The organism is Leptothoe sp. EHU-05/26/07-4 (assembly GCF_043421015.1).
Lineage (GTDB): Bacteria > Cyanobacteriota > Cyanobacteriia > Phormidesmidales > Phormidesmidaceae > Leptothoe > Leptothoe turfae.
On record NZ_JAXSQV010000007.1, the window covers coordinates 68,681 to 93,369 of the forward strand.

A 24,689-nucleotide genomic window follows, 5' to 3' on the forward strand; every position below is an offset into this window, starting at 1 on the left:
CTGCTAGAAAGTGTGGCGACCTATGCTCTGAGGTTGCCAATCGGCCAAAAGCTATAACGCTTGAGAGTTGGCTGAGAGTTTGTGTTTAAAATTTTGTTCATTTTGTTGAGCACTGCTTACTACAGCGATGGCTTATGTTGCCATATTGTCGGAAATTGTTTGGAGGATAGTGGCTGCTGTCTATCCAATGTCAACTGTTGTCAATAATTTGGATGTTTAGTTTATGTTTGAGCGGTTTACAGAAAAGTCCCGTGCCATTATTGTTCAGGCTCAGGATGAGGCTAGGAGAATGGGACACAACTTTGTTGGTACAGAGCAGATACTGTTAGGGATGTTGGCAGACGGTGACAATGCAGCTGCTAATGTTCTCTCAGAACGAGCGATAACCCTGGAAGATGCACGCCAAGAGGTGGAACAGATTATTGGTCTTGGGACAGGATTTATAGATACGCAAATTCCATTCACCCCTAGGGCAAAGCGTGTGCTAGAGATTGGTCTTGAAGAAGCTAAAAAGCTAGGTGATGAGCACATTGAACCCAATCACCTATTGCTGGGCATCATCCTTGAGGATGGGGGTGTTGCAGCTGTAGTTGTTAAAAAGCTAGCCAACTCCTCGGATAATCTGATTGAAAGTATCTATAGACAGCTTTCTGGTCCAGGTTGATACTCTTAGATAACTCATTTTTTAAAACACAACAGCACCCAAAACAATCAACTGAAGGATTCTTCTAAGCTCAACAAGACTGTTTAGAGTTGTTTTACATAAGGTGAACTTATTATAAACAGAGCTCTCTAGTGCCAGTAAGAAGAGGTGCCAGTGATTTGTTTGGGTGCTGTCTTTGATCCGTCAAACGATTCTATCGAGATATCTATCGTTAGACCTCCTTTCGTTTGGACCATGGGCCTTTCAGCTCATGTTCTTAGAGTATGTCGGCAGTGCTTCAATATCTCTGCTTTGATACAAACGTTAATGTTGTTTTTGTCACTGTTATCCTGGTTAAGCAGTGACATAACTCTATGGGAACTGGGGTTGATGCCATGGTGAGCGGTAGAGCCATCATCTTTGCTGGAAGATTCTCAGCTATCGAGAGAAAGGATATTGCTGTAGCTACGCTTTATTCTGCCAATTCACGAGCATGATACCGGATAAGACAATCACACCACCTACCAATGAAACCAGGCTCGGTATCTCTCGTAACCATAGCCAAGCAATAAACAGAGCCGCTACAGGAATGAGCGATAGGTAACTGCCAGCTTGGGATGCCGGAATCTTAGAAAGCACATAGGACCAAGCAATGTAAGCAACTACCCCTGGAAACAACCCCATGTAAACAACCGATAGCGTTGGCCCAAAGGGCGCATGCAGTGTAGAAAACACAGCACGGGGTGCAAATAACACTAAGACTAGAGTACCTGCCCAGATAGCATAGGTCGTAAATTGAATCGCAGTGTAACGCTGTAATAACGGTTTTTGGATGACTGAGTAAACGCTGATGCAAAGCGTGGCCATAAACACCAACAATGCTCCAAGGGAGAACTGTAAACTGCCGCTACTGGCAAGAGAAATAGTGGCTACACCAGCTACACAAAGGCCAATCCCGCACCAGCCTGCTTGAGTGAGCTTTTCACGATAAAACAGTGATGCCAGTAAAGCGATAATGCCAATTTCTGACGAGATAATAAAACTGGCCATGCCAGCAGACACTGTTAGTTGGCCCGCATTTAAAAACACATTGTAAAGAGTAAATCCTGTGATCCCACAGAGACTGAGCAGCGGCCAGTCTTGTCGACGTGGTAATGGCATTCGTTTGAGAAGGGCATAAACTAACAGGATTGCAGATGCGACCAGGTAGCGTAAAACAGCTACCTCTAATGGGCTGTAGGCTGTTAACGCAACACTAATGGCGGGAAAAGCTGAGGCCCAAAGCAATATCGCGCTGAAAAGGGCCGCCATGACTAATGCACTGGGACGTTTAACAGGTTCACTCGCCTGAGGGCGAGGAGTCGCATGATAGAGCGGCTGTGATAGCACCATGAAGGAATTAACTCTTACGGTCAGAACAGCAATAGCTTAAATGCAATGTCCCTTACAAAACAATCTATAACTTTCATCGCATTGCTTTTAAGTTTTTATTAGCTAAAGACATCGGGAGCAGACGTTCTTGTGTTAACTCAGACGGCGTAGTTCGATGACCTATCCTAGCTAAGGCTCTATGGAGGTTGTTAGTGACTGACTCTGCCAAAAACTAGCTTGATGCAATTGTAGGATAATTGTGCAATTCAAAGTAGGGCGTTAGTCGTTGGATGATGCGCTGTTGGTGTTGTGCCACTGTTGGTATTAACTGGGTAGGTCGCTTTTTGATCAGTGAATCATAGTCGATAGCCACGTCTGGTTTGACGTCTAGAAAGTCAAAAATCTTTTTCAGTGTGGCTTGGGGCTGTTCACAAAGATCTTCAAATCGGATAGACACATAGACCGAGTCTGGCAGACTCTGAATGTTACTCATAAAATAAGACGTAGACGTCAAAGATTGTTGCAAGACTTTATTGAGTCCGATACCCAAGTATGGAAAATACATGATGCGGTAAATCAGCCGAAAAAGTGGATTTTTGAAGATCTTGTTGTATCGGTTGGAAACAAGTCCTGTGTAGGCATTCCACTCAGAGAGGACTTTATCCACTGTTTTGAGCTTTGAGTTGATTACATGGATGGGATTGCGGTGGATAAAGATAAATCTTGCATTGGGTATGGCCTGGCGAATATAGAGAAAGTGAGGATAGCACCAGGGATTTTTGAGCAGAATGGGTTTACCAGAATCGGAGATGCTCTGGATCTTGCGACAGGCTTCTAAAAACTTGGGTAAGCTTGCATCGTTGATATAAAGCTCGTGTCCGGCATTGCGAATAATGAAGCCATATTCTTCGGGTAGTTCTGGAGAAACGGGGACTGCATCGAATTCGCGATCGCTAATCCCTAATTGCCTAAACTCTGTCTGTAGTTCTTGATATTTTTGTTTTTCAAGATGATTGAAATGGTTATGTAAGATCTCGTTGTACTTGATAATGTGATAGGCCGTCACCACATTAAAGTATTGTGTCGATGCTAGAGTCTGGTAAAGCAGAGTTGTTCCTGAGCGATGATCGCCAAGAATAAAAATTGGCTGAAAATTAATCTCCTGTATCTGATTGAGATAAGGCTGATCTAAAGGATTCATGAGTGATGCCCCCAGATAAATGTGTCCCCAGATTATATTGAAGAGGGTTAAGATTTTTGCTTCGTTAAAAGGGCTTTGCTCAGAGCCTATGGTGTAGTTTCACAAGATTATTAAAAATGACAATGACCTGAAGACTGGCTCAACACTAGCCTACAGGTGTTTCTAAATCTGTGATTTGAAATACGTGTGACAGAAGAAAATCAATAAATAATGTCGCTCTAAAAGCTTGATTTTATGCGGATATGCCGCATGGAGGTAATTGATAGCTGCAAACCTCCAATGCCTGAAGGATGTATAGAATGTTGTTTTTGATGTTTAAGCTCTTACCACGAGATCCTGTTGAAATATATATTTCAACACATTATGATTAACCTGTAATAGAGGAAATACCACTGGTATTTCAGCAATCTTCGTTTTTAATAATATATATCCTTTTGCTAAATTGATTTGCCTTAGATTTTCTTAATTAAACTAACGGAAGTAGATTGACCTCTTTTTATGGGTTGATGCGGGTGCTGCATGTTACAAAAACATGAAGAATTATGGCTGCTACTTTGAATGCATCAACTACAGTGGATATGCTTGCAAACAATAAGTGGTTTTACTAGAGCAGCATCTTTATTAAGTTTTATTGGCTCACGGCGATGCTGGTGAGCTGGCTTTTCGGTAACTTTCTCTGTTGTTGTTGAGTTGAGTTTATGTCAGATGTGATTGGCCAAGGTCGCTTGGTGGTGACAAATCCTGCTGCGCCAGAGAGTGCCAGGCATTTTGGGGTTCAAATCAGTCAGCTGCAAATTCAGTTTTATGATCTATCTGACAACACTCAATTGACCGCATTAGAGTGGTGGGCGCTGGTTCAGGAAAGTTTGGGCGGAGCTGCCAATGTGCAAGTGCCAGGGCATATTGTCTTGACGGGATTGCCAGCCACTCCCAGCCCAGCTTTCGTAGATATTTCTGTAGGGGTTAGTGATGTTGCAGGGCAGTCAGTATTTACATTAACGGTGCGTCAGGCAGCGCCGTTTGGTGTGAGCCCAAGTGGTCATGTAACGTTTCAAGATTTAGATCTCACCTTCACTCAAATGGCTGCTGATGTTGCAGTATCTGGAGGTCTTAAGGTTATATTGTTGTTCGATCTTTTGGAACAACCAGTGGCTCTGATTCCTGCATGGGACGATGGCCAATTAGTTTTCAATGCGACGGGTCCCAAGGTTTCAGTGGGCCAGGTTGGGGTGATTGAAGAGACTGAAATTGCGGTGAAAACCCTTGCCCATCCGTGGCCATCTTTGCAGACGTTATATTCATTTGAAGCTGTTTCTGGGAATATCATTCGTGATGCGTCGGGCCAGGTGGCGATTGATTTGACGGTGTATACCCCTGATTTGGTCACCCTTGAACGGGGTGCTTTGCTTACCCAGGCAGATACTGAGATCGCAACCGCTCCCCGTGATGCGAGACAACCATTGCCTGCTCCTCGACCTGTGAGGCGACTGATTCAGGCCTGTCAAGATACCCAAGAAATTTCTGTGGTGCTGTGGTTTAAGCCGGCGCTGCAAAATCAAAGCGGTCCAGATCGTCTGATTACATTATCGTCAGATTTTTCCGAGCATAATTTTCTAGTTGGCCAACAAAAAGATCATTATGTGGTGCGTCTGCGGACAACTGTGACTGATAAAAATGGTCGAATAAATAAAGAAGATGTGCTGCACTCCCCAAATAAATCTGTTCAACTGCGGCCTACATGTCTAGTGTTTACTCGTTCTATGCCGATAGCAGGAGAGCCTAACGCGTATCTATATCTTGATGGCAAGCCGGTTGACTCGGCTACTGTCGGTGGTGATTTTAGTACTTGGGGAGATTTTGAACTTGCGATCGCAAACGAATTCAAAGATCCCAATCGTTCCTGGCAAGGAGAATTTTATCGCATTGCTGTTTACAACAAAGCGCTGACTCCAGAGCAGGTACGCCAACTTTACTATCCCCAGGTACTGACAACAGGGGCCCTCAGGTTAACCGATATGCCAGCACCATTAGATCAGCCCCTGGCAACGGAAATCGTATATGAAGATGAGTTCAGTTTGATTCAATCAAAGGCAACGACACCTCGGTTGGCAACCCCCCAATTTCAGTTTGATCGCATTACCCTCTCCTGGAAAAAGGTCGGTCCCAATCCTTGGGCATTAGAGCAAAATAGCAGTGCCGTAGAAGCCACACTTTGGCAACAGAATAAGTTCACCCTAGGTACCAAGGATAATTCGGGCCAACCAGAACAGTTTTTACCCTTAATTCCGCAGCCTAATCAGCCACTCACATTTATTTTGCAGGATTTAGGAGAAATCACCGTTGAGAACTTTGAGCTACAGCCCAGTAGTTTTGACAATCGACCTCAGTGGGAGCTGATTGCTGATGTGCGGGAGTCTGAGATCAACTTGCCAAGCATTAACCGGCCCTTTGATTTCAAAACAGACTTTAAGCTTACCGATTTAGATCTTGTCATTGAATACGTGGAGGACCCGCTGCGAGCTGTTGCGGAAGATCGGGTGTTGCTAACGGGCAATTCTCTTAACCGCGCCTTTAATTTCTATGGACACTCTATCGAAGATCAGTTTGTCCTACGTAGTGCCATCCTCTACCAGTTACCCTTTAGTCTGACGCTGGGTCCCATCCATGAGCCATGCACAACCGTAGTCGTGGCTGATCAGGTGAAGGTCTGCCCGACACCAGGTTGCCGTCAAATTATGAGTTTGGATACTCTGATCGAGCTCAGTGGTGCCGGATTTGTGGCTACTGTCAACGGTACCTTTCCCTGGGAAGATGAGTTTGGGCGACGTCAGGTACTCTCGGTACCGGAGTTTACAACATTTACCATTCCCCCTACGCCCAATGCTTTACTTGCTGAGGCCACAGCACAGCTCAGTCGCTATGCCAACGAGGTTTTTGCTCCAGTTGTTCAATCTAAAGAAGATTTTTATATCATTGATGTTTCAGGTCAGTCGGTACTAATTTATGGGTCACAGGCAAGGTTCCCGGAAACTCAGACAACCATTTTGCCCACTGTCTTGCGTGGCGTCGAAACTATTAAGTCTGCCCGTGGACTATTTGAACTGATTCAGTCTGAGCAGAATGCACAATTGATATTGTCCTTATCCGGACGGTCTGACAGTGAGATTGCTAGCGATTACGATAACTTTCTAGGGCAGCTATCGAATCGTTCTGTGCGGCCCTCTAGTTTTGAACAGGTTAGACGACGACTGGCCAAACTGTTACCTGTGCCCATCACTCAGGCCCTGCAATATGTTTATAGTTACGATGCGCAGACAGTAGATCTAGTAGGCGGTATGCGTCTACGGGTTGAATACCAGAATTATCAGTTTGTGCATCCTGTGGATAGAACAGCTGACACGGGTTTTGTTAGTAGTGGGACAGCTTATTACACCCTGCATTTTGAAACGGACGGTGCACAGGATTTTTTAGGGTTTGATCCGTTTTTGTCAGCTGTGCCAACGGCGGTGGAGTCTACCAGTCAAGCGACCAGTGGTTTAGTAGATCTGTTGCGACCAGGGAATCGTAAGGCCTTCTATCGGTTGATGTATCCGGATGAGTTTCTACCGTCCCAGGGACGCATTGGGGCAGAGCGAGTGGCGTTGTTGATTGGGGCGAATGATTTCAACACGTTAGAAGAGGCAACAACCTATTATCGCAATCCCAGTGCTGCCAGGAGTCAACCGCCAACGAATATTGCATTGGTCTACTTCCGGGGGCGAGCCACCGTGGTGCCTGAGATTGCTATTTTTGTGCAAGAACAGCCAGCCTATGTGCCGGTGGGCACCACCTTGCGGCAAGTGGCGGAGCGCTATGGCCAGGCGGCTTTACGAGCCAGACCTCAACGGTTGGTTTATGAAGGGGTCGAGAATACACCAGACTATCGGTTTATAAATCTGGGAAATAATACGAATGCGTTGGATCTACCGCTGTTGCAGGGCGATCGCATCTACTTTTAGGGGGAAACATCATGGCAATTCCCCGTTTTGATGGGTTAGGGACTGGCTTTTATCGTCTGGTTAATGTGGCGGCTGACACTGGAGTGGTGATTACTCCTGCGGGTGTTGATGTGCTGTTCACGGATTTAGCACTCAATTTTGCCAATGGTGATGCGCAGGCTGACAATCTGGATTTATTAACTACCTGGTCGAGAACTGCTGGGATATATCTGTTTCTGCCGACCCAGGTGATAGATGTCGAGACCTTTGATTTTGTGACGTTGCGATCGCAACTCCTAGAACTGCGTCAATCTCCTGCCTATCGCCAAGTACGCTTTTTGTGGGTCAACAATCCCAGTGAGTCCCTTGCTCAATGGCAGTTACAAAGTCTCTCCATAGATGATGGGCGTGTTAGTCGTCAATCAACCTTTGACTTAGGCGGGTATGCACTGACGTTACCCAGGGGCACCACACTTGTCCCAAGCTCAGCCGGGTTTACAGGCACCACAGCCCTGGCCTATTTGACCACCGATTATGGTGCCCATCAGTTAAGGGGCGTCGGAGAACAAATCCAACTGCCGTTAGTCGGCCCGCGCATTGGTGCTTGGCAGTTTGACTTGACCTTAGCCCGATCTGCTAACTCTACCTATGCCGAACTGGCCTCTTTGGATATTGGTTTTCGGGTCTTTTTTGCGGACCCGTTACTTTCTAGCGATCCAGCTTTGTTTGGCTCAGCAGCATTTTACCAATCGCTGCGCTATCCTCTCTTTGATGAAACCGCAGCGGCGCAAGAGCGCTACCCAGCCGATTTGAAATTGCAAGGCTCATGGGATCCTTTGGATTGCGATCGCAGTTCCTTCACATTTGTACCACTATCAGGCAACACACTGCCCAGCCTACCTTCTGGCTATCGCAGTAACCTTGGCTATACCGTCTATCTGACGCCTCAAGCTAGCAGCCAGCTCGTTTTTGCAGCTAAGCCAGCCTCTAGTCTAGGGCCAGCAGAGGGGCTATATTTGACGCCCCAAGGTGAGTTTGGGCTCACCATCCCGCGCCATGAAGATAACCCGGCTCGGCAACTGCCCGACTATGGCAACAATCTGATGTGTGGTCTCTCAGGGGTGGAGTATATCAAACTTCTAGAAGCGGGCACCTATACCATTGGCTTTGTCCCTGGTCACCCTGCCTTTGCACCACGCTACACCCCCAGTCAGGGCCTAACTCAGCGACTACGAGATTTGGTCAATATCCTAACCCAACGACCCGTCGATGACTTGGACAAACGAGAGACGCTGAGTAGTCTGTTTGACCCCAACCGAGCTGAGGAGATTTTACTCATTCGCGATACTCTGTTAGGGGAGTTTTTCCCGTTGGGCTATCAGTTACCGCTAGAGGCAACGGAGGCGTTGCAACAACTCTCTAGCTCTGACCTGTCTACCTTAGGAGATTTTGAGCAGTGGTTTCAAAATGCTTTACGGGCCAGCCGTGCAAAAGATGATGAGACAGGGACAATTGCAGCTGCTTTAACCACAGAGGCTAGTGCGACTACGGCTTGGGCCTATGTGCGGCGCACTGACGGTTCTCCTACCTATTATGCTCAACCGGATCAGTCCATTCTCTATCAACCGTCTCGTCAGACGTCTCTAATGAACTTTTTGGAGGTGCCAGCTACGGATTTAGAGAACGTATCTGCTATAAATCTTGCCGTAGCCAATGATGTCACTGTAGAGACCATACCCGACACATTTCCGATTTTTCCCTACGGGAGTTTAGCCTCAGCGATTATAGATTGTCGTGAATTGGAGCTCCAGGTGGTGAACCCACTGCGACGGTCTAAGATCCAGCAGCATTATGAACAACAAAGTGTGTCAGAGACCCCGGTCGCTAACGTCAGAACGGCTGCTGTGAGTTCTGTGGGGAGTTCCTTTAGAACAGCGGCCAGCACTGCCGCTATCACGAGTTCAAACCTTGTCAGTGCTGCCGACACTACGACCGAAACTATTAGTGGTACAACGCCCCAAGGGCTATTGGCTCGTTTCACCACTGATTACAGCCTTATGAGAGAGCTAGTGCTGGCTCGGTCGACCAAGAATGAGCAGACTCAGTTTTTGAAATTCACCAACATTGAGAGAAGCTCGGCCCTTTGGAGTGCGTTCCAGGCTAATCAGTTATTGCTCGTCATTGACAAGGCTGAGGCACTGAAGTCTTCTTTTAATGACCCTGATGATCCCAATCAAACCATTACTCAACTCACCATTGATGGTTGGACATTTTATCTGGATACGGTGGATGATGCCGGAAACATACTCTGGCGTCCAGAAAGTATTCTGATCTTTAAGTACTACAACAAATCGCTGCTAGAGCTAATTGAGCAGCCGAGTCTCTGGTCTCAGGCGGCCACATTTGTGGGGGATGAGGCGAAGATTGCTGAGGTGCGGCAGCGGGTGCGGGCGAGTTTGGAGAGTGCGATCGCAAGTGATACCGAAGACATCCCTTTGAAAACCCGTAAACGCTACGCTCCCTTAGCTAATATTGCCCGAAACCCCAACTGGTCCGGCATCATCGGCCTCAACATTCCCGTGCCCCCCGCCGAGGGGTTACCCCCAGAACTGGTGGCCCTAGCTGGCGGCATCAAAGAAGAAAACTTCTTTGCCCAGTATGTTGGCATTGATAGTACTCCTATTCATCCTGATGACAATGGCGAACTGGTGGTGGAACCATCGTCTCTGTTTGGCTTAATTGACTATGAAGACAATCAGCCACCTGAGCCCCACCCCTCTGGCTATAACTTTCAGGTACTGAATCTGCGGGTATTGTTTCAAAATTCTCGGGTAACAGACTTTGCCAGTCAAATTGCCGTTACCCTAGATAAATTATTTGAAGAACGGACTCAGCTCCAAGAAGACTTTAGCGTTAGTAGTCTTACCAATGTCTCTGGACGTAATTTGGTCAATCTCCAGGGGAGTGCTGAAAATCATAATGGTCGTACGACTTATGCGTTTAGCTTTAGCGGCAATAACCGCTTTTTAATGCCCAATAGTGCGATTTTTAACTATATCGATATTGTCAAAGCCCAGTTTTCCTCCGATCCAATTCCTGCTGGGGATAATCCTACTATTACAGGGCGATTCTCCTTCTGGACAAAATTCAACTTTCGTAAGTTGGAAAAATTCGATATTTTCTCCTTTGGCCTTGATGGTGACTTTCCTACCCAAACTGATGCACAGCAGTTTCTCAGTGCGGCAAATCTGGTGGTCACCTTATCGTTTCCCAGAGATGATGCTAATCAACGGTCCTTTGCGTTTGTTCCTGATGACCTCAGCTTTAATCTAAAGAGCAGTGACTTCCGCAACAACAGCCTCTATGCCAAATTTCCCATCACCTTGACTGGGTTTATCCAAGGTCAAGACAAACCCAAAGGCTTTTTACCGATAAAAACTGCCCTGGGCAATGCGTCGTTATCGACAGATGTTACCTGGTATGGTCTATCCTTTGATTTAGACCTAGGGAATCTTGGTGCCCTGGCTAGTGTATCCAAGTTTGTGTCTGGCTTAGTGGTGCTCTGGTTGCCCAACCCCAATCCTGAGTCGGATACGCGCCCAGAGCCCCAAGTCTACGTGGGAATGAAACTACCGGGACTTTCTGGGGATGTCCTGGGTTTCTCCTTACAAAGTGTGATCAAACTCTCATTTAAGACGGCTGAACTCTTATTTGATCCAGCCGATGGGCCTGATAACTCCACTTACTTGTTAAAGCTTAAAGCTATTGTCTTAAAGCTATTGGTATTGTCGTTGCCACCCAATGGACAAACCGAACTGCTGATCTTTGGTAATAGTCAAGGTCGCGATCATCCCATCGGCTGGTATGCTGCCTACGCTAAAGAACCAGCCCAGAGACCACCTTAGGTTCTGCTCTATGGGTGATATGCACCCATCTTCCCCAAGATATCTCAACGTTTTTACTTCTATGAAAAATGGCTGAAGAAAATATCCTCAATGCTAATACTATTTCCGCCTTGATCACGGCTGTTAACGACCATTATCAAACTAACTTTCCGGATCTATTTCCTTCAAACAGCCCCATAACACCAATTTGGAATACAAATATCAATGTCAAGGCAGGTAATGGGGAGGGTGCCGATTTTTCTGCTGAAGGTGAACTTGTTACGTTTCCTTTTGATTTTGCAGATCAAGTAGAAGATCAAACCTTTGCTATCAAGGCCAAGGTCAAAATTATTAACCAAGGTAATGAGGTCTAGACCGCGTGATAGCCATGTCTCATTGATACTGATAAGTATCTTGTTATAGCCCACTCAATCATCATCTCTTAAGGAGTCTTAATTGTATGTCTGGTATCACCCCCGCTCCATCAGGTGCCAATGCAGCAGAGTCTAAAGTATTTTTTGGTGTTGTTTTAGAACTCGATGGTGAAGAAATTTCTCTACAGCCCCAAAATGCCATTACAGAAATTAAAGAAAAAGGCATTGAAGTGGGCCTTCCGGCAGGAGAGCGAGTTGTTTTAGGCACTGTCGGTGAACGTCTGAAAGGGATTCTGCAAGCGCTTGGCGTTGATGACATCTCTTTCTTAAAAGATGATGGCACGTTGGATGAGACACAGCTACCGAGCATTCCTGCCATTCAAACTGCTGTCAATCTGCTGACCCAAGCCAACTTAGCCATTGAAGATTTCCATTTACGAATTCCTCCAACCGGAACTAGCACCAGCGCCCCTGCCAAATCAGAAACGGCTTACACAGTGGGACTGTCCGCTACATGGACTGGAGATGCAGGCACGCTGATCGATAGTTTAGATCTAAAGCTGAAAGGCCTTTATTTCAAGGTGAGTAACGAGGAGGGTTAAGAGAGTTGCCTAAAAGCAATTTCAGAATGCTTGTTTAATTTAGGCATTCTGAAATTGCCGTTGCTGAGCTACAGGATGAACCAATCTGTGAGAAACGCCGTATATCAGTATCCTACAGATACAATCATACCGAGGATCAGTAACGCCCTTCCTGTTAGAGTTTCAAATTAACCTCCAAGGTTTATGTCATATCAGTTGAGGCACTGCAAGTACGTCTTATGAGTTCATCCTTAACTAAACAGACAACAGTCAGCTTTGGCTTTGTGGCAGAACTGACGGCAGGGGGCGAAACTGTCAACCTTCAGCTGGAAAACACACAAGAAGGGGGAACGTCTGTCTTTCGTGGCGGCATGCTGCCAGGACAGCGATTATTGCTAGTGGCGCTGTTACAGAAAATTATTCCTGAGCTGCCACCGCTAGATTCTATGGGCGGGTTAGCCATTACTGAGCTAACGTTGGAGGCTCGCCCTACGCTTGAAACCTATGCGTTTAGCCTGGGCTTGGCAGATGTCTGGGCTGTAGAAATTCCCACGAACGATCCTAGTGCTCCTTTAAACTTCAGCATTGATCGGATACTCATTGCTCTCAAACAATCACCCCAAGAGAAATCCTTTTTCCTGCAAGGAGATTTTAGCCTCTTTGGTGGCCAGTTTTCTATCTTGGTGAGCCGCATTGTGACAACGGCTACCAGTTCAGGAGAGTGGATCTTCTTAGCACGAGCCGAGCGTATCCAGTTATCATCGCTGGTTAATAAACTATTAGGAGAAGGGAACTTAACATCAGATTTTGAACTTGAGAATTTAAGTATCGATTTACTTGAGTTAGAACTTGCTCAAAAGAAAGTTGGCACCATCACCCAATCTCGATACCGCTTTCTAGGGGCAATCGATTGGGCTTTTACTATTGCTAGTGAGCCTTTTGTTGTCAGAGCCAGTGCTGAGATTAAAAACTATAGAGAAGATGTCAGGGCTGGCAAAATTGTCAAAACAATTACTGATAAAGCCAGCGGTAAAGTAGCTGGGCTGATTGAGCTGTTTGATCAAACAGTTACAGCGGCTATTTTCTATGAATTTTCGCTAACTGAGAAGCGGGTTGGATTTGAGATTACATTTAAATCATTTACGCTTACAGGCCGCTACAGCAATACTAACAATATAGAAAAAATTGACTTCAGTTTTTCCGGGATAGTCAATATTGGTGACATTATTAGCTATGTTGTTAATCTCTTTGACCCCAGTTTAGAAGATTTTGAGCTAGACGCTCCTTGGGATGTCTTAGGTAAAGAGAGTATTGATTTCAGTAAGCTGAGGGTTAGCCTTAATCTCACCAATAAGCAGTTTACCTTTAGCTATGCTAAAAGTCTGAATCTGGGTCTTTTCAAAATTTCAAATCTGGGTCTCTCCTATGGTGAGACTTCCCGAGGGTCTAAACAATACCGTTCTCGCATTAGTCTAGATCTGACAATTCCTGGTCAGCCACGCCAACAGGTTGGTTGGGACCCAGTCAATGAGAACCCGCCTAATATTCCGGGTAAGGGCATTCAGGTCTTTGACTTACAGTTTTTAGCCGTTGGCCAGCGGGTGACGTTTCATCCCGATATTGTGGCGCAAGCCCGCAACATCACTCAAGTCATGACGGTGCTGCGACAAACTATGGGGGTGTTGCCTCCAGCAAAACGTCGTGGCAATCCATTGCTAGCATTGCAGGCACAGTTACCCTCACCTGCCCCGGTCAGCATTGATCCGACGGCAACGATCACGATTCCTGAGGGTAGCAGTCCGATTCAATTTGACCCTAACAGTGGCATTTTGTTGGGGGCGCAATTCTCCATCATGGACACCATAGATATGAGTGTGATCTTTAACGATCCACTGATCTATGGACTGCGTATTAGTCTCTATGGTGCTAAGGCAAAGCTATTTGCGGGATTGCAGTTTGAGATTCTCTATCGGCGCGTTAGCGATACGGTAGGTGTGTATCACCTGGAGCTGGCTTTGCCAGATGCCATGCGCCAGTTTGATGTGGGAGCGGTGTCAGTAACGCTGCCCATTGTGGTGGTAGATATCTACACCAATGGAGACTTTGCCCTGGATTTTGGTTTCCCTTGGAAAGGAGACTTTTCTCGGTCGTTTGCAATTCAAGGGTTTGCAGGTCCTTTCCCCGTGCTAGGAGCCGGTGGTTTTTACTTTGCTAAGCTGAGTGCGGAGACAGCGACCAGTACCCCTGCGATTGTCAATGGTACCTTTAGTCCGGTGTATGAGTTTGGTCTGGGGCTGAAGATTGGCCTGGGCCGCACCTTCAACAAAGGGGTTCTTAAGGCTGAAATTAGCATCACGGTTCAAGGGGTAATTCAAGGTGTAGTGGCCCGGTTTAATCCCAGTGAGGCCAATGTTGCCAGTGATGATTACTTTAAGATTCAGGGCGGCGTCTCCCTGGTGGGTCGTCTCTATGGCGTTGTTGATTTTGGAGTGATTAGTGTTGACGTAGAAGTGGTGCTGCGGGCAACAGTCTTATTTGTGGTAGAAGCTTATCAGCCAACCCAGCTAGCTCTGGAGGCTGAGGTTTCAGTACGGGCCTCTATCAAGATTGCGTTTGTGCGTATCCGGTTCTCGTTTAGGGTGACCGTGCGTCAGTCCTTTACCCTGGGTTCTGCTAAACCAACTCCCTGGAAGCTGGGTTCGCCAACCACCAGCTCGACCAATGCCATTGGCACTACCAGCCGTCGAGCGGCTCGTTTTGCACCAGCTGCCTTCAGCATGCCAGTTGCGTTTGAAACGGCAGCTTTTGAAACAGCGGCCTTTGAGACGGTAGAACCAACGCCGGCTGAACCCACAGACTTAACAACGTTAGATGTGTCAGCGTTGCCTGTGGATTCGGCACCAGAACCAATAGTGCCAGAATTCCTGGTCTCAGAGCCAGTTGTATCGGCTGCAGTAGAGGCTGAATTATCGTTTATCACATTAGATGCAGATACCTCAGGCGCTTCTACCGCTGAGACCTGGCTGCCGGTGAAGCTATCGTTGCCTGATGGTTTGCCTGCTGATCAAACGGATAGCGATCGCATCCGCATCGACCTATATTTTCAACCCGGTTTCACCCAGGTTGAGGGGCAGGTGAAAGGGGTGGCCCTATTATTTATTGAAAACTCGGTACGCCATGATGACCCAGATCAGATAGGGAATGCTGCTGCAACTGTTAACACCGACTTTGACGAGTTAGTGAAGGCCCTCCTGAGATGGACGATCCACAGCTATCGTCGGATTAGTACAACGGATCAGACACTTACCCTGGTGGACTGGCAAGCTCTCTATGATCGCTTTACAACAGAATTTGAAACAGCGAATAATCTTCCTACATTCTTGAATCAGCTATATCAATTCTTAGAGACCAATTTTGTCTTTGATATTTCTGATCGCACGCTCAACGACCCGCAACAGAATCAAGAGCTAAGCGGTACCTTTTTCCCCATGGTGCCATTCATTAGCATGGCCTTAGATCAGCAAACACCCATTGATTTTCAAGCAGCTAATTTTAAGCGCAGCCTGGATGATCTGCAAAAGATTAAGGACTACTTTAAGCAACTACAGGTACGTCCCGGTAGCGCTGCTGAAAATTCGGCAATTGGTGGCAGCGCATCGAACCCCATCACTTCCGGAACAGATCTTCTTTCGTTAACAGATTATCTGTTTGCAGATTATTTCTTGCTCTTGATTCGTTCTGGTCTACAGAGTGCCATTGACTATTTAGAAGACCTAGAAGACCAAACAGAGTTTGCCGCACCTTCCATAGAAACAGTCTTATCGACTTTGAATAGTAATGGCGCATTTAACCATCTATCAGGGACAGCGTCTCGCTATTTTCTCCATGGGTTACGATTACCCACGCCCACAGCCGCACCCATGACAGCCTGGGCAACAAATCCTTTATATGAGGCAACAGGGCAACAGTTTACTGTGTCGATTACTACTCAGACCGTTGGTGTGGGCGATGCGGCCAGAGAAGTGACTACGGTCAACTTGGATCAAATTGTACTGAGTAAACCCGTCACCCTGACATGGATACGGTTTATTGACTATGACCGTGCCAATCTGAATAATCCACCTACTCGCAATGCAGCATCACTGGTCTATGGATTAACGACTGAGCAGAAAAATGACTTACTGGCACTACAGACGGCAACTCCTAATCTAGATCATCAGTCAACAACACCGCCTCTGCTGCCTTTCTATCGATCTGTAGAACGTCAATATACCCTGCGTCAGCGGAGCCCAATGGCAGTAGGCGAGTTGCGAGAATTACCGTCAGATCTGCGGGCCTATCTAGCCGATCCGCTGAGCTATAGGCAAGGTTTATTACCTGACTCGGCTCCTTTATCAACTCTCCCCTTCATTCTGACCGATGCGACAGACAAAACGGCCACTCCTCTACCGCGCAATATGGTCAAGTGGTCAACCAAAGTGAAGGTAACCGTACGTCGACTGGCAGGAGATAACATTTACCAGCTAGAAGGCACTGATGAAGTTGGAAAAGATTTGCTGGAAGCAATTCGGGTCACAGGGGCATCCCCCAACCTCGATTTATTTTATCTAGATGCTGATACGGCGCAACTTGTGCAACCAACCCGTGATGTGTTGGTATTAAAAGCTAATCTCTCCACCCGCAGCCAAGCGGCGGGAACAAGTTCAACAGCTAGAAGCTTCAGTACAGCTGCAACGAGAACCACCTATCAAGCCACCTTACCTGCGGACAGTAATAGTGATGGCGCTGACTTTTTACAACTTCTGTGGGAATGCAGCACGGTTAATTCAGGGGGCTACTACCTGGTTTATGGACCTTTCGGTGCCGCTGGGCTACCAGACAATTTGTTTACGGATGGGGTAACAGCGGATTTGGTGTTGGTGATCCGTGTGATGGGTTTCACCCAAGAGGCTACTCCTTTCCACAACTGTGTAGACATTACCACCGCCCAATCAGCAGATTTATTGGCCATCCGTAATGACGAGCGCGATCCCATACAGGTATTGCAAATGCCTGCAGGTCATTTGGGGATACAGCTGACACGTCCGAATGTTTCAGTGCAGCCCAATAATGATACTGCCAATGATGAATTGGAAAATCTCTACCAGCTCTTGGGCTATCGATTGTTAGAGCAGCCGGGTAAATTTGTGGCCACACCGGAGGCCTTACCCATTGGCCCCAGTGATGATCCTGAAGATGCCAACCACCCATGGCAATATGAACGGGTGCTGCCAGTCTATACCCTGTCTACTGATCAGGGCGGGACTGCCAATCCGTCACTGCCATCTCCTGAGATGAATCCCTATCGAGGTGTCTCAGCCCAGGCAGTGGTACAACCACAGTTAGAGTGGCGTGATCTCTATGGCAACATTTTCAAACAGTTTAAATTCACTGAGTTGCCTGTCCGTTATTTTGATCCACTGTTGGGGCTGAATCAGTGGCCATCGCTAGTGGAACGTTATCGATTTAAGGCGGTTTCTCAGCAAAAAGCTCGCCTGGATTTATTGCTACAGCTAGACTCTAGTCCTTATATTTCCACCCCCGGTAATTTGTTTGAAGAGGTCAAGCGCAAGACGATCGCAGCGCGTGAGACCTACCAACAGATTTACTATCAGATTCATCAAGCTGATGTGACAGCAACAGCGGCAACGTCTGTGCTACTACAAGGTACAAATGTTGTTCAAAAATCTGTGGATACAGCAGTGCTGACCAGCTTTGTGGAGATGGCTTATCGCTATCTCATTACTTTGGAAAGCTTGACGCTGCAGTCCCACAATGTCAGTGCCAATGAAACCTTTGCAACTGTGGCTAACACGTTCCGATTGTCAGTAGATGATTTGGCTGAAGAAAATCAGCAGATGAGCGGCTCATGGGCAGCAGGTACTCGATTAGAGATTCCCGTCGAGCGCGATATTGTTGTTAACGATAGTCTGCGGACAATTGCACAGGAGGCTCTAAAAGCTGAGGCACTGCTGCGAGATTTTGATAATGTGAGCGCGATCGCAACCGCTCCCCTGCCCAACATTACTGAAGCGGCCACTGGTGCCAAAGTGGTTCAAATTGCCCAACGTCATCGCGATACACCGGGTTTAGTCCGAGACGGTCTGTTGATCAGTAGCCAGGCCAACACCTATGAAACCCTACCAGGAGATACGCTAGCAGAAATTGCGGGTGCTCTTGGTATCACCGTTGAGGCCTTGATCCCGATTTTAGAGGCCAAGGGTGATTATCTCGATGATCAAGTTATCCTTGCCGTGCCCCTGACGTATACCTGGCGAAGCACCGACTCGTTAGCCCACACCCGAGACAAAGTCCAAGCTGTCTTTAAGAATACAACACTCAATATTGGCTTAGATGCGGTTCTGCTAACAGTGACGGACATTGCTCTGGCCACAAATGCTTTCTTAGAGGCAACAACAACGCTGACGATTCCTGCACAACTCATCCTTGCTCCCAATGCGTCTGTATCAACTAGTGGCTCAATCACTGAGCCCACCCTGGACGCAGTTGTGCGTAACCTGCAGCCATCCCCCAGCACCCATCGGCAGATTACTCTAGCGGCATTCGTCACGACCAACCAGACATTATCCGGATTAATTCAGCCTGGGCAGTCGCTATTACCAGCTTTCCAATCATGGTCTGTCTTGGTTGAGAATACGACTCCTGAACTTCAGACCTATGTGCAGCCGTTTCTGAATGCGGCCTTGCAGCCATTTCACAGCCAGTCTAATGTGCCAGTAACCCGTGACCATGAGACGTTCCACAGTCTCACACAGCTGTTTGATCAGGTGCGAGTATCCTTGGTGGCAGCCTTGGCGAGTGCCCCTGACCCCGCAAATGCCCAGCTTAAAACTCAGGTGCAGCAGCTGAGAGAACGGTTAGATCGCACTGTGTCTCTGGCGGAGGTTGCGATCGCAATTCAAACCCTTCCCATTCTCCAAATAGGTGCCCCATTCATTAAGCCGCCTTACATCCAACAAATTCCCATAACGCTAGATTTACCCACGGATAACAATACTGTTATCTATCCCGAGAAGCTAATCTTTCCAGTCACTGTCAACGTGACTCTGCAACGGGATGATAATTTAGTTGCCAATGACCTACCTGACCGTACCCTGGTGCAGCGGTCCACCGCCTATCTATCTCCCTATACCATCAATGGTGATGCCCGGTCAGCCTCTCTTCAAGGATTTGCCCAAGATTTCCAAGCCGCATTTTCTGGATTGCGTCTTGCCACCAGCGATAACCGCAATCCCGGCTTCCCTGGCGATCCCAATCATGCCAGCAGTCAATCCATTTGGGCCGTGCGTCTAGGCCAGGGTGGACTCACTTATACAATTCAGCCTCTGAATCTAGACCAACAGACTTTACCTGCTGGCGAAGACCGCAATCCTCTATTCTTTGCTCCTGCCCCGTTGGCCAATACCCTGATGGCGGGCACCGTTGATCTCAAAATCAGTACAGAGGCAGACCGGAACCGTGCCGATTATCAGCCTGATAACAAACGCTTTGATGCCATTGACTTGAACCTGTTGGGGCAAACCTGTTTGCAAGCAATTGAAGACTTTTTAGCACCTGAAGTGTCTGTCCCAGCGGTTCGTTTAGGCAATACGGTTGCGGACAACATTGATGAGATTTTAGCTGCCAAAGAGACATTGGCGGATGCTATCAGTGCTCAAGTTGTTTCTCTATTACAGCCATCACGCCCTGATAATGATGCACGTCAACGCCGTGCTGCTGAGGCTCTCAACCAAGAGCTACGTATTAATTTAGCAGAGGCCTATGCCATTGAAACCATTGTCCAGTACGGTGTATCTGTGAAAAATAGTTTGCCCGATGATGGGGATTTCCCAGTGCGTTTAGCCGGGCAGCCCACGTTGATAAGTGCCCGTGATGCGACTACCCAAGCCGAGATTACCGATCTCTCTACCCTTGATTTTACCCTGTCTCCAGCTAAAGTCTCTTTAGAAGCAACAACCTATCTAACGTTTTTCTTTAATACTCAAAATCCTGAAAAGTATGAAGATATTGAACTCAATCTGACGTTCAATCGTAATGAATTGGAATACAACATAAAAACTGTTCCCGGTATAGCAGGGTATCAGTCGTCTGATTGGCTCAGCTTTATTGAACCCGATGAGCCGGATACCCTTGGTCATGTCCAGATTCCAATTCCTCTACGTACCTATCCCATCCCACCATCTCTGGTGTTGCAACAGGCTGAGTTAGATCCGGATGCCATCGGCAATGAGTTAGCGAAAGTGCGTGAATGGCAGTATGTCTATACCTATGAGCACTTGGATGTGGCTCAGGATAGTCTAGAAAGTGATGTGCGCTATAACCTGCAAGGGTTACCTAGTCCGGCACAGTTAGGTTTACCAGAGGACAGTAGTGAAGAGACTTTATTTGATGCATTGGTGCGGTTTAATCAGAAATATCCAGCCCTTAAAGCCACGTTTGATCAGCTAGCTGAAGCTGATACCCCTGCAAAATTGGCAGCATTAGCCGAAGAAACAACTAAAGCCGTCGATGACTTTGCAAAATTAGTGGGCCAGGTGGCAGTCACCTGGAGAGACTGGCAGCCCGTACAGCGCAGCATTGTGGCAACAGGTGTGGACTACACCATTAATGAAGAAGAGCCTCCGGTACCTGTTGGTCAACCTGCCATCAAGGAGATGACCATTGTGGCACCTGATACAGCGCTATTGCCCCAGGTCCTGCTGCCAGGCTATCGACAGCTTGATGACTCACCTCAACGGCAAGACTCTGCGCCTGGTTTCCAGAACCAGCTCTATCGGTTTGAAGAAAAATCACCGGAGGAAGCCGCCCTCGATCCGGTCTATGGAGAATCCTCGATTCCTGATCGCACCCTGATCATTCAGGATCGCGATATTTTAGCTCAGCAAAATGCCTGGAGCGGTATCTGGCTAACCCGTAACCGACAGCTGGTGCCCTATGCTCAAACCAATCCTGTCTTTGTGTTCCAGACGCCCCAGGTGCGCTTTAGTAACTGGGTGACACCGCTGTTGGTGAATAATCGTCCTTGGAACATTGCGGACCTCTCGGATACGCCCGAACAGACGGTGTTGACTCATCTGCAGCGGTTATTTGAGACGGTGCTACCGGATTCAGCCCCCCAGCCCTATGGTTTGCGGCTAGATTGTCGCTACAGTTTTGCCATGGTGACGGTGGGTGATGAGCAGCTGTTGTCGGCAGTGCCGGTGTTGCTGACGCCGAGGGTTGCGATCGCAAAAAATACAACCATCACCTCACAACTAGTCACAGACCTCGCCACCGAAATCGAACGCTGGCGACAGGATAATCGCCCGGTTGAAGATCAAGGACGCTATCAGTTCACATTGAATCTGTTCTCAGGCATTGATCATGATGCCACCTTGCCGCTGTTGAAGATTGAGGACCTGTATGTGCAACAGATAGATATTCAATGGCCTTCACCATAGTGCATGGATATCGTGCATGGTTTAGGTAGGGGCTGGCCTTGTGCTTGCCTGGGGGCGAACGTGCTTAAACGCCTTTGAATCCACCAGATTCGCTCATTTCCTTAGTGCTGGGTCGCTGAGAAGGACGCATTATATTTAATCGCTGTACGCCAATTTGGTTTAATCCAATGCCGCACAGAATGACACCACCTCCCAAGTACTGTCCAAGGGTGGGCACCTCACCTAGCAGGATAAATGCAGACAGAATGCCCACAATTGGATTAAATGCAGTGGCAAATGAGACCTCACTGGCCGTACTACGTTTCAGACCGTTAAACCAAAATGACTGACCCGCCACAACAATGATGGCGGCATAGAACAGCATCCACTGCCACAAAAAAGGTGAACCTACATCCATAAAATGCTCAGGACCGTAGAGAACCACGGTGGCTCCAAAGAAGAAAACAGTTCCAACAAACATTCTAAAAACGCTGAAAATTCCCAATGGAATCTCACGCAGACTAATTTTGCTGATCAGGTTTGCCATGGCTTTGATCACAGCGGCGATCAATGTAAACAGAGCGCCACGGCCTAAAACCATGCCCATGCCCATGGAAACCATTTCAGTGCCAGCAGGCTGAATCAATACGGTTAGAGCAACCCCAATAAAAGAAACAACGGCTCCAGCAACCACCCATTTATTCACCCGATCGCCCAACACCCAAACCGATAATGCCAGCACCAGCGGCGTATCAATCTGACTGATAAGAATCACATTATTAACCGGAGTAATCTCGAGTGCCGTAAAGATAAGCGTTGGTACAATGGCTGCTCCTAAGATTGCGACGACAGCCATGGAGAGCCAGTCTTGCCATTTAATTTGTTGCAAGGCTGGTTTCCGCCACTCCCGACCATAGGTAATGGCTAACAGGATAAGGGCGCATAAATTGCCAACGAACAATACATTGCAAAATGAGATCGGGTTACGTTCATCAATTAGGTTCATCGCCCCCAGTTCAGTCAGCTTGCGAGTGACTGCATTGGCCGCACCAAAGATGGCAATGGCCATGAGAAGATAAACCCTTCCTGAGGGTTGAAAGCCTAATTTACTTGTGGTCTGCATGGAAGAGGCTCCTAGCCATAGTGGGTCAGTAATGCTGCTAGGTCGAATCTTGACTAGTTGGCCTATAGGCTCAAATCAAAGCAGTTCCCTTGAAAAGGAATTATCAGCGCTGATTAAAGGTTGAGTAAGTAAGACGTTCAGGTTGAAGCTGCGAGCGGTCTAGCTTGATGTTCATTTTATAAGACCAGCGTTATTTCGCAAGCGTCTAATCCCTGCAACATCAGTAATAATCGCGTCTTGAGTCACCTACTTAATTGCTTGCGACCTCTGAGAATGGTACAACTAGCACCCATGGGCCACGTGTTTGTGTCTGCTATTAAGGCCAGGGATAGACATTTGTGGTCGGCTAGCGTATCGGAGATCCTCTATGTCGGTTCAGTTTTTGAGTGAGCGTGGTTGGCCAAGACCACTGCGCTCACTGGGTTACTACATTGGCCTTTTTAGCCTATGTCTGATTATGGCCGTTGCCTGTGGGGGTAATGGTGGTGAGCAAGCAGCTGGTCCCACCACTTCAAATGGCCGTGTTGCCATGGGGACTACCCTGAAGGCCCGTACCCTGGATCCTGCCGATGCCTATGAAATTTTCCCTGGCATTCTGCTTTATAACCTGGGGGATCGTCTCTACACCTACGCCCCAGGCACCACCACCCTAGAACCTCAGCTGGCGACAGATATGCCCACCGTCAGCGACGATGCCCTGACCTATACGGTTCCTCTGCGAGAAGGGGTGACGCTGCACGATGGCTCTGCCTTTAATGCAGAAGTGATGGCGTTTTCCATTCAGCGTTTTATGGATAATGGCGGTCGTCCCGCGTTCTTGCTGTCAGAAAAAATTGATACGGTCGAAGCGACTGGTGAATACGAACTGACGATGACCCTTAAGCAGCCCTTTGCGGCGTTTACATCGCTGCTGACATTTTGGGGGGTCACGCCTGTACCGCTAGAAACCTACACCATTGGGGATGGTCAGTTTAAGCCGGAAGAATTTATTGGCTCTGGTCCCTATAAGCTGGCTTCCTTTAGTAGTGATGTGATTAAGCTAGATGCCAATCCAGATTATTGGGGAACAGCACCGGGTAACGAGGGCATTGATATTCAGATTTTCACAAGCCCAGCCAATCTCTACAATACTTTTCGCTCCGGCGGTTTGGATGTGGCTTATCAAACACTGGATCCCGACCAAATTGCAGCCTTAGAACGAGAAGCAGGACAGGGTGGCTGGAATGTGATTGAGGCGGGGTCAACCGTCGTTAACTATATGTCGCTGAACCAAAAGATTGCGCCTTTTGATGATTTGAATGTGCGCAAAGCGGTGGCCGCTATGATTGACCGTAATCTCATTAACGACCGCGCTTTTCAAGGCCAGGCAGAGCCTCTTTATAGCTTGATCCCCAAGAGTTTTGACGTACATGAGCCGGTGTTTGAAACCGCCTATGGCGATGGTAACTATGAGCAGGCGAAGGTATTTCTTGAAGAGGCGGGGATTACGGCGGCGAATCCGCTTGAATTTGAGATTTGGTATCCAACTGCTTCTACCACCCGTAGTGTGGTGGCTAACACCTTAAAAGAAGCGATTGAGTCTAATTTGCCAGGGCTGGTGACTGTGCAAGTGAGTACGGCTGAGTCAGCGACGCTGTGGGAAAACGTGGAGAAAGGGGTTTATCCCAGTGTCTTATCTAACTGGTATCCAGACTATTTTGACCCGGATAATTTTGTGCAGCCTTTTCTCAGCTGTAATGAGGGGTCTGAAGAAACGCTCTGTGAAAAAGGTGCAACCCAGGGGAACGGCTCGTTTTATTACAGTACTAGGACCAACGATCTGCTGGCTAAGCAACGTGCAGAGCAGGATGAATCGGTTCGTAGTGACGTATTTAAAGACTTACAGCAGGTGATGGTAGAGGATGTGCCTTATATTCCACTCTGGCAAAACAAGGACTATGTCTTTGCAGCCTCAGGGGTGGATGGTGTAGCCATTGAGCCAAACCAGCAATTTTTGCTGTGGCAAATCAACAAATAAATGGTCTTGGCGATCCCTGTAGGGGTGTTCCATGGAATC

10 protein-coding genes are annotated in these 24,689 nt (G+C 47.5%); 7 read left to right on the forward strand and 3 right to left on the reverse strand.

What is annotated here, in order from left to right; translation table 11 throughout:
- Positions 1 to 223: 223 nt before the first annotated feature.
- Complete coding sequence (locus U2F10_RS24780; protein ID WP_499873583.1) at positions 224 to 664, forward strand: Clp protease N-terminal domain-containing protein; 441 nt, start codon at positions 224 to 226, stop codon at positions 662 to 664.
- A 444-nt stretch (positions 665 to 1,108) separates the two neighbouring features.
- Here U2F10_RS24780 and U2F10_RS24785 read toward each other — a convergent pair whose 3' ends face one another.
- Positions 1,109 to 2,035, reverse strand: a complete 927-nt coding sequence (locus U2F10_RS24785; RefSeq protein ID WP_499873584.1) for a DMT family transporter — start codon at positions 2,033 to 2,035, stop codon at positions 1,109 to 1,111.
- A 211-nt stretch (positions 2,036 to 2,246) separates the two neighbouring features.
- Positions 2,247 to 3,215, reverse strand: a complete 969-nt coding sequence (locus U2F10_RS24790; protein ID WP_163696415.1) for a sulfotransferase family protein — start codon at positions 3,213 to 3,215, stop codon at positions 2,247 to 2,249.
- A gap of 698 nt (positions 3,216 to 3,913) precedes the next feature.
- Here U2F10_RS24790 and U2F10_RS24795 point away from each other — a divergent pair.
- From U2F10_RS24795 to U2F10_RS24815, 5 genes are all read left to right on the forward strand, one after another.
- On the forward strand, positions 3,914 to 7,213 hold the full coding sequence (locus U2F10_RS24795; RefSeq protein ID WP_499873585.1) for a LamG-like jellyroll fold domain-containing protein: 3,300 nt from the start codon (positions 3,914 to 3,916) through the stop codon (positions 7,211 to 7,213).
- 11 nt (positions 7,214 to 7,224) lie between these two features.
- Complete coding sequence (locus U2F10_RS24800; protein ID WP_499873586.1) at positions 7,225 to 11,097, forward strand: hypothetical protein; 3,873 nt, start codon at positions 7,225 to 7,227, stop codon at positions 11,095 to 11,097.
- A 68-nt stretch (positions 11,098 to 11,165) separates the two neighbouring features.
- A complete protein-coding gene (locus U2F10_RS24805; RefSeq protein WP_499873587.1) occupies positions 11,166 to 11,450 on the forward strand; it encodes a hypothetical protein in 285 nt (94 codons plus the stop codon).
- An 86-nt stretch (positions 11,451 to 11,536) separates the two neighbouring features.
- The gene (locus U2F10_RS24810; RefSeq protein ID WP_023077127.1) at positions 11,537 to 12,052 is read left to right on the forward strand and encodes a hypothetical protein; all 516 of its coding nucleotides are present in this window, start codon (positions 11,537 to 11,539) and stop codon (positions 12,050 to 12,052) included.
- 218 nt (positions 12,053 to 12,270) lie between these two features.
- Positions 12,271 to 21,531: a hypothetical protein gene (locus U2F10_RS24815; protein ID WP_499873588.1), complete on the forward strand. Its 9,261-nt coding sequence runs from the start codon at positions 12,271 to 12,273 to the stop codon at positions 21,529 to 21,531.
- A gap of 64 nt (positions 21,532 to 21,595) precedes the next feature.
- On the opposite strand, the gene U2F10_RS24820 is transcribed toward U2F10_RS24815, so the two are convergent.
- Positions 21,596 to 22,633: a DMT family transporter gene (locus U2F10_RS24820; RefSeq protein ID WP_499873589.1), complete on the reverse strand. Its 1,038-nt coding sequence runs from the start codon at positions 22,631 to 22,633 to the stop codon at positions 21,596 to 21,598.
- Positions 22,634 to 23,000: 367 nt separating this feature from the next.
- Here U2F10_RS24820 and U2F10_RS24825 point away from each other — a divergent pair, with 367 nt between their 5' ends.
- A complete protein-coding gene (locus U2F10_RS24825) occupies positions 23,001 to 24,650 on the forward strand; it encodes an ABC transporter substrate-binding protein (RefSeq protein ID WP_499873590.1) in 1,650 nt (549 codons plus the stop codon).
- Positions 24,651 to 24,689 lie beyond the last annotated feature (39 nt).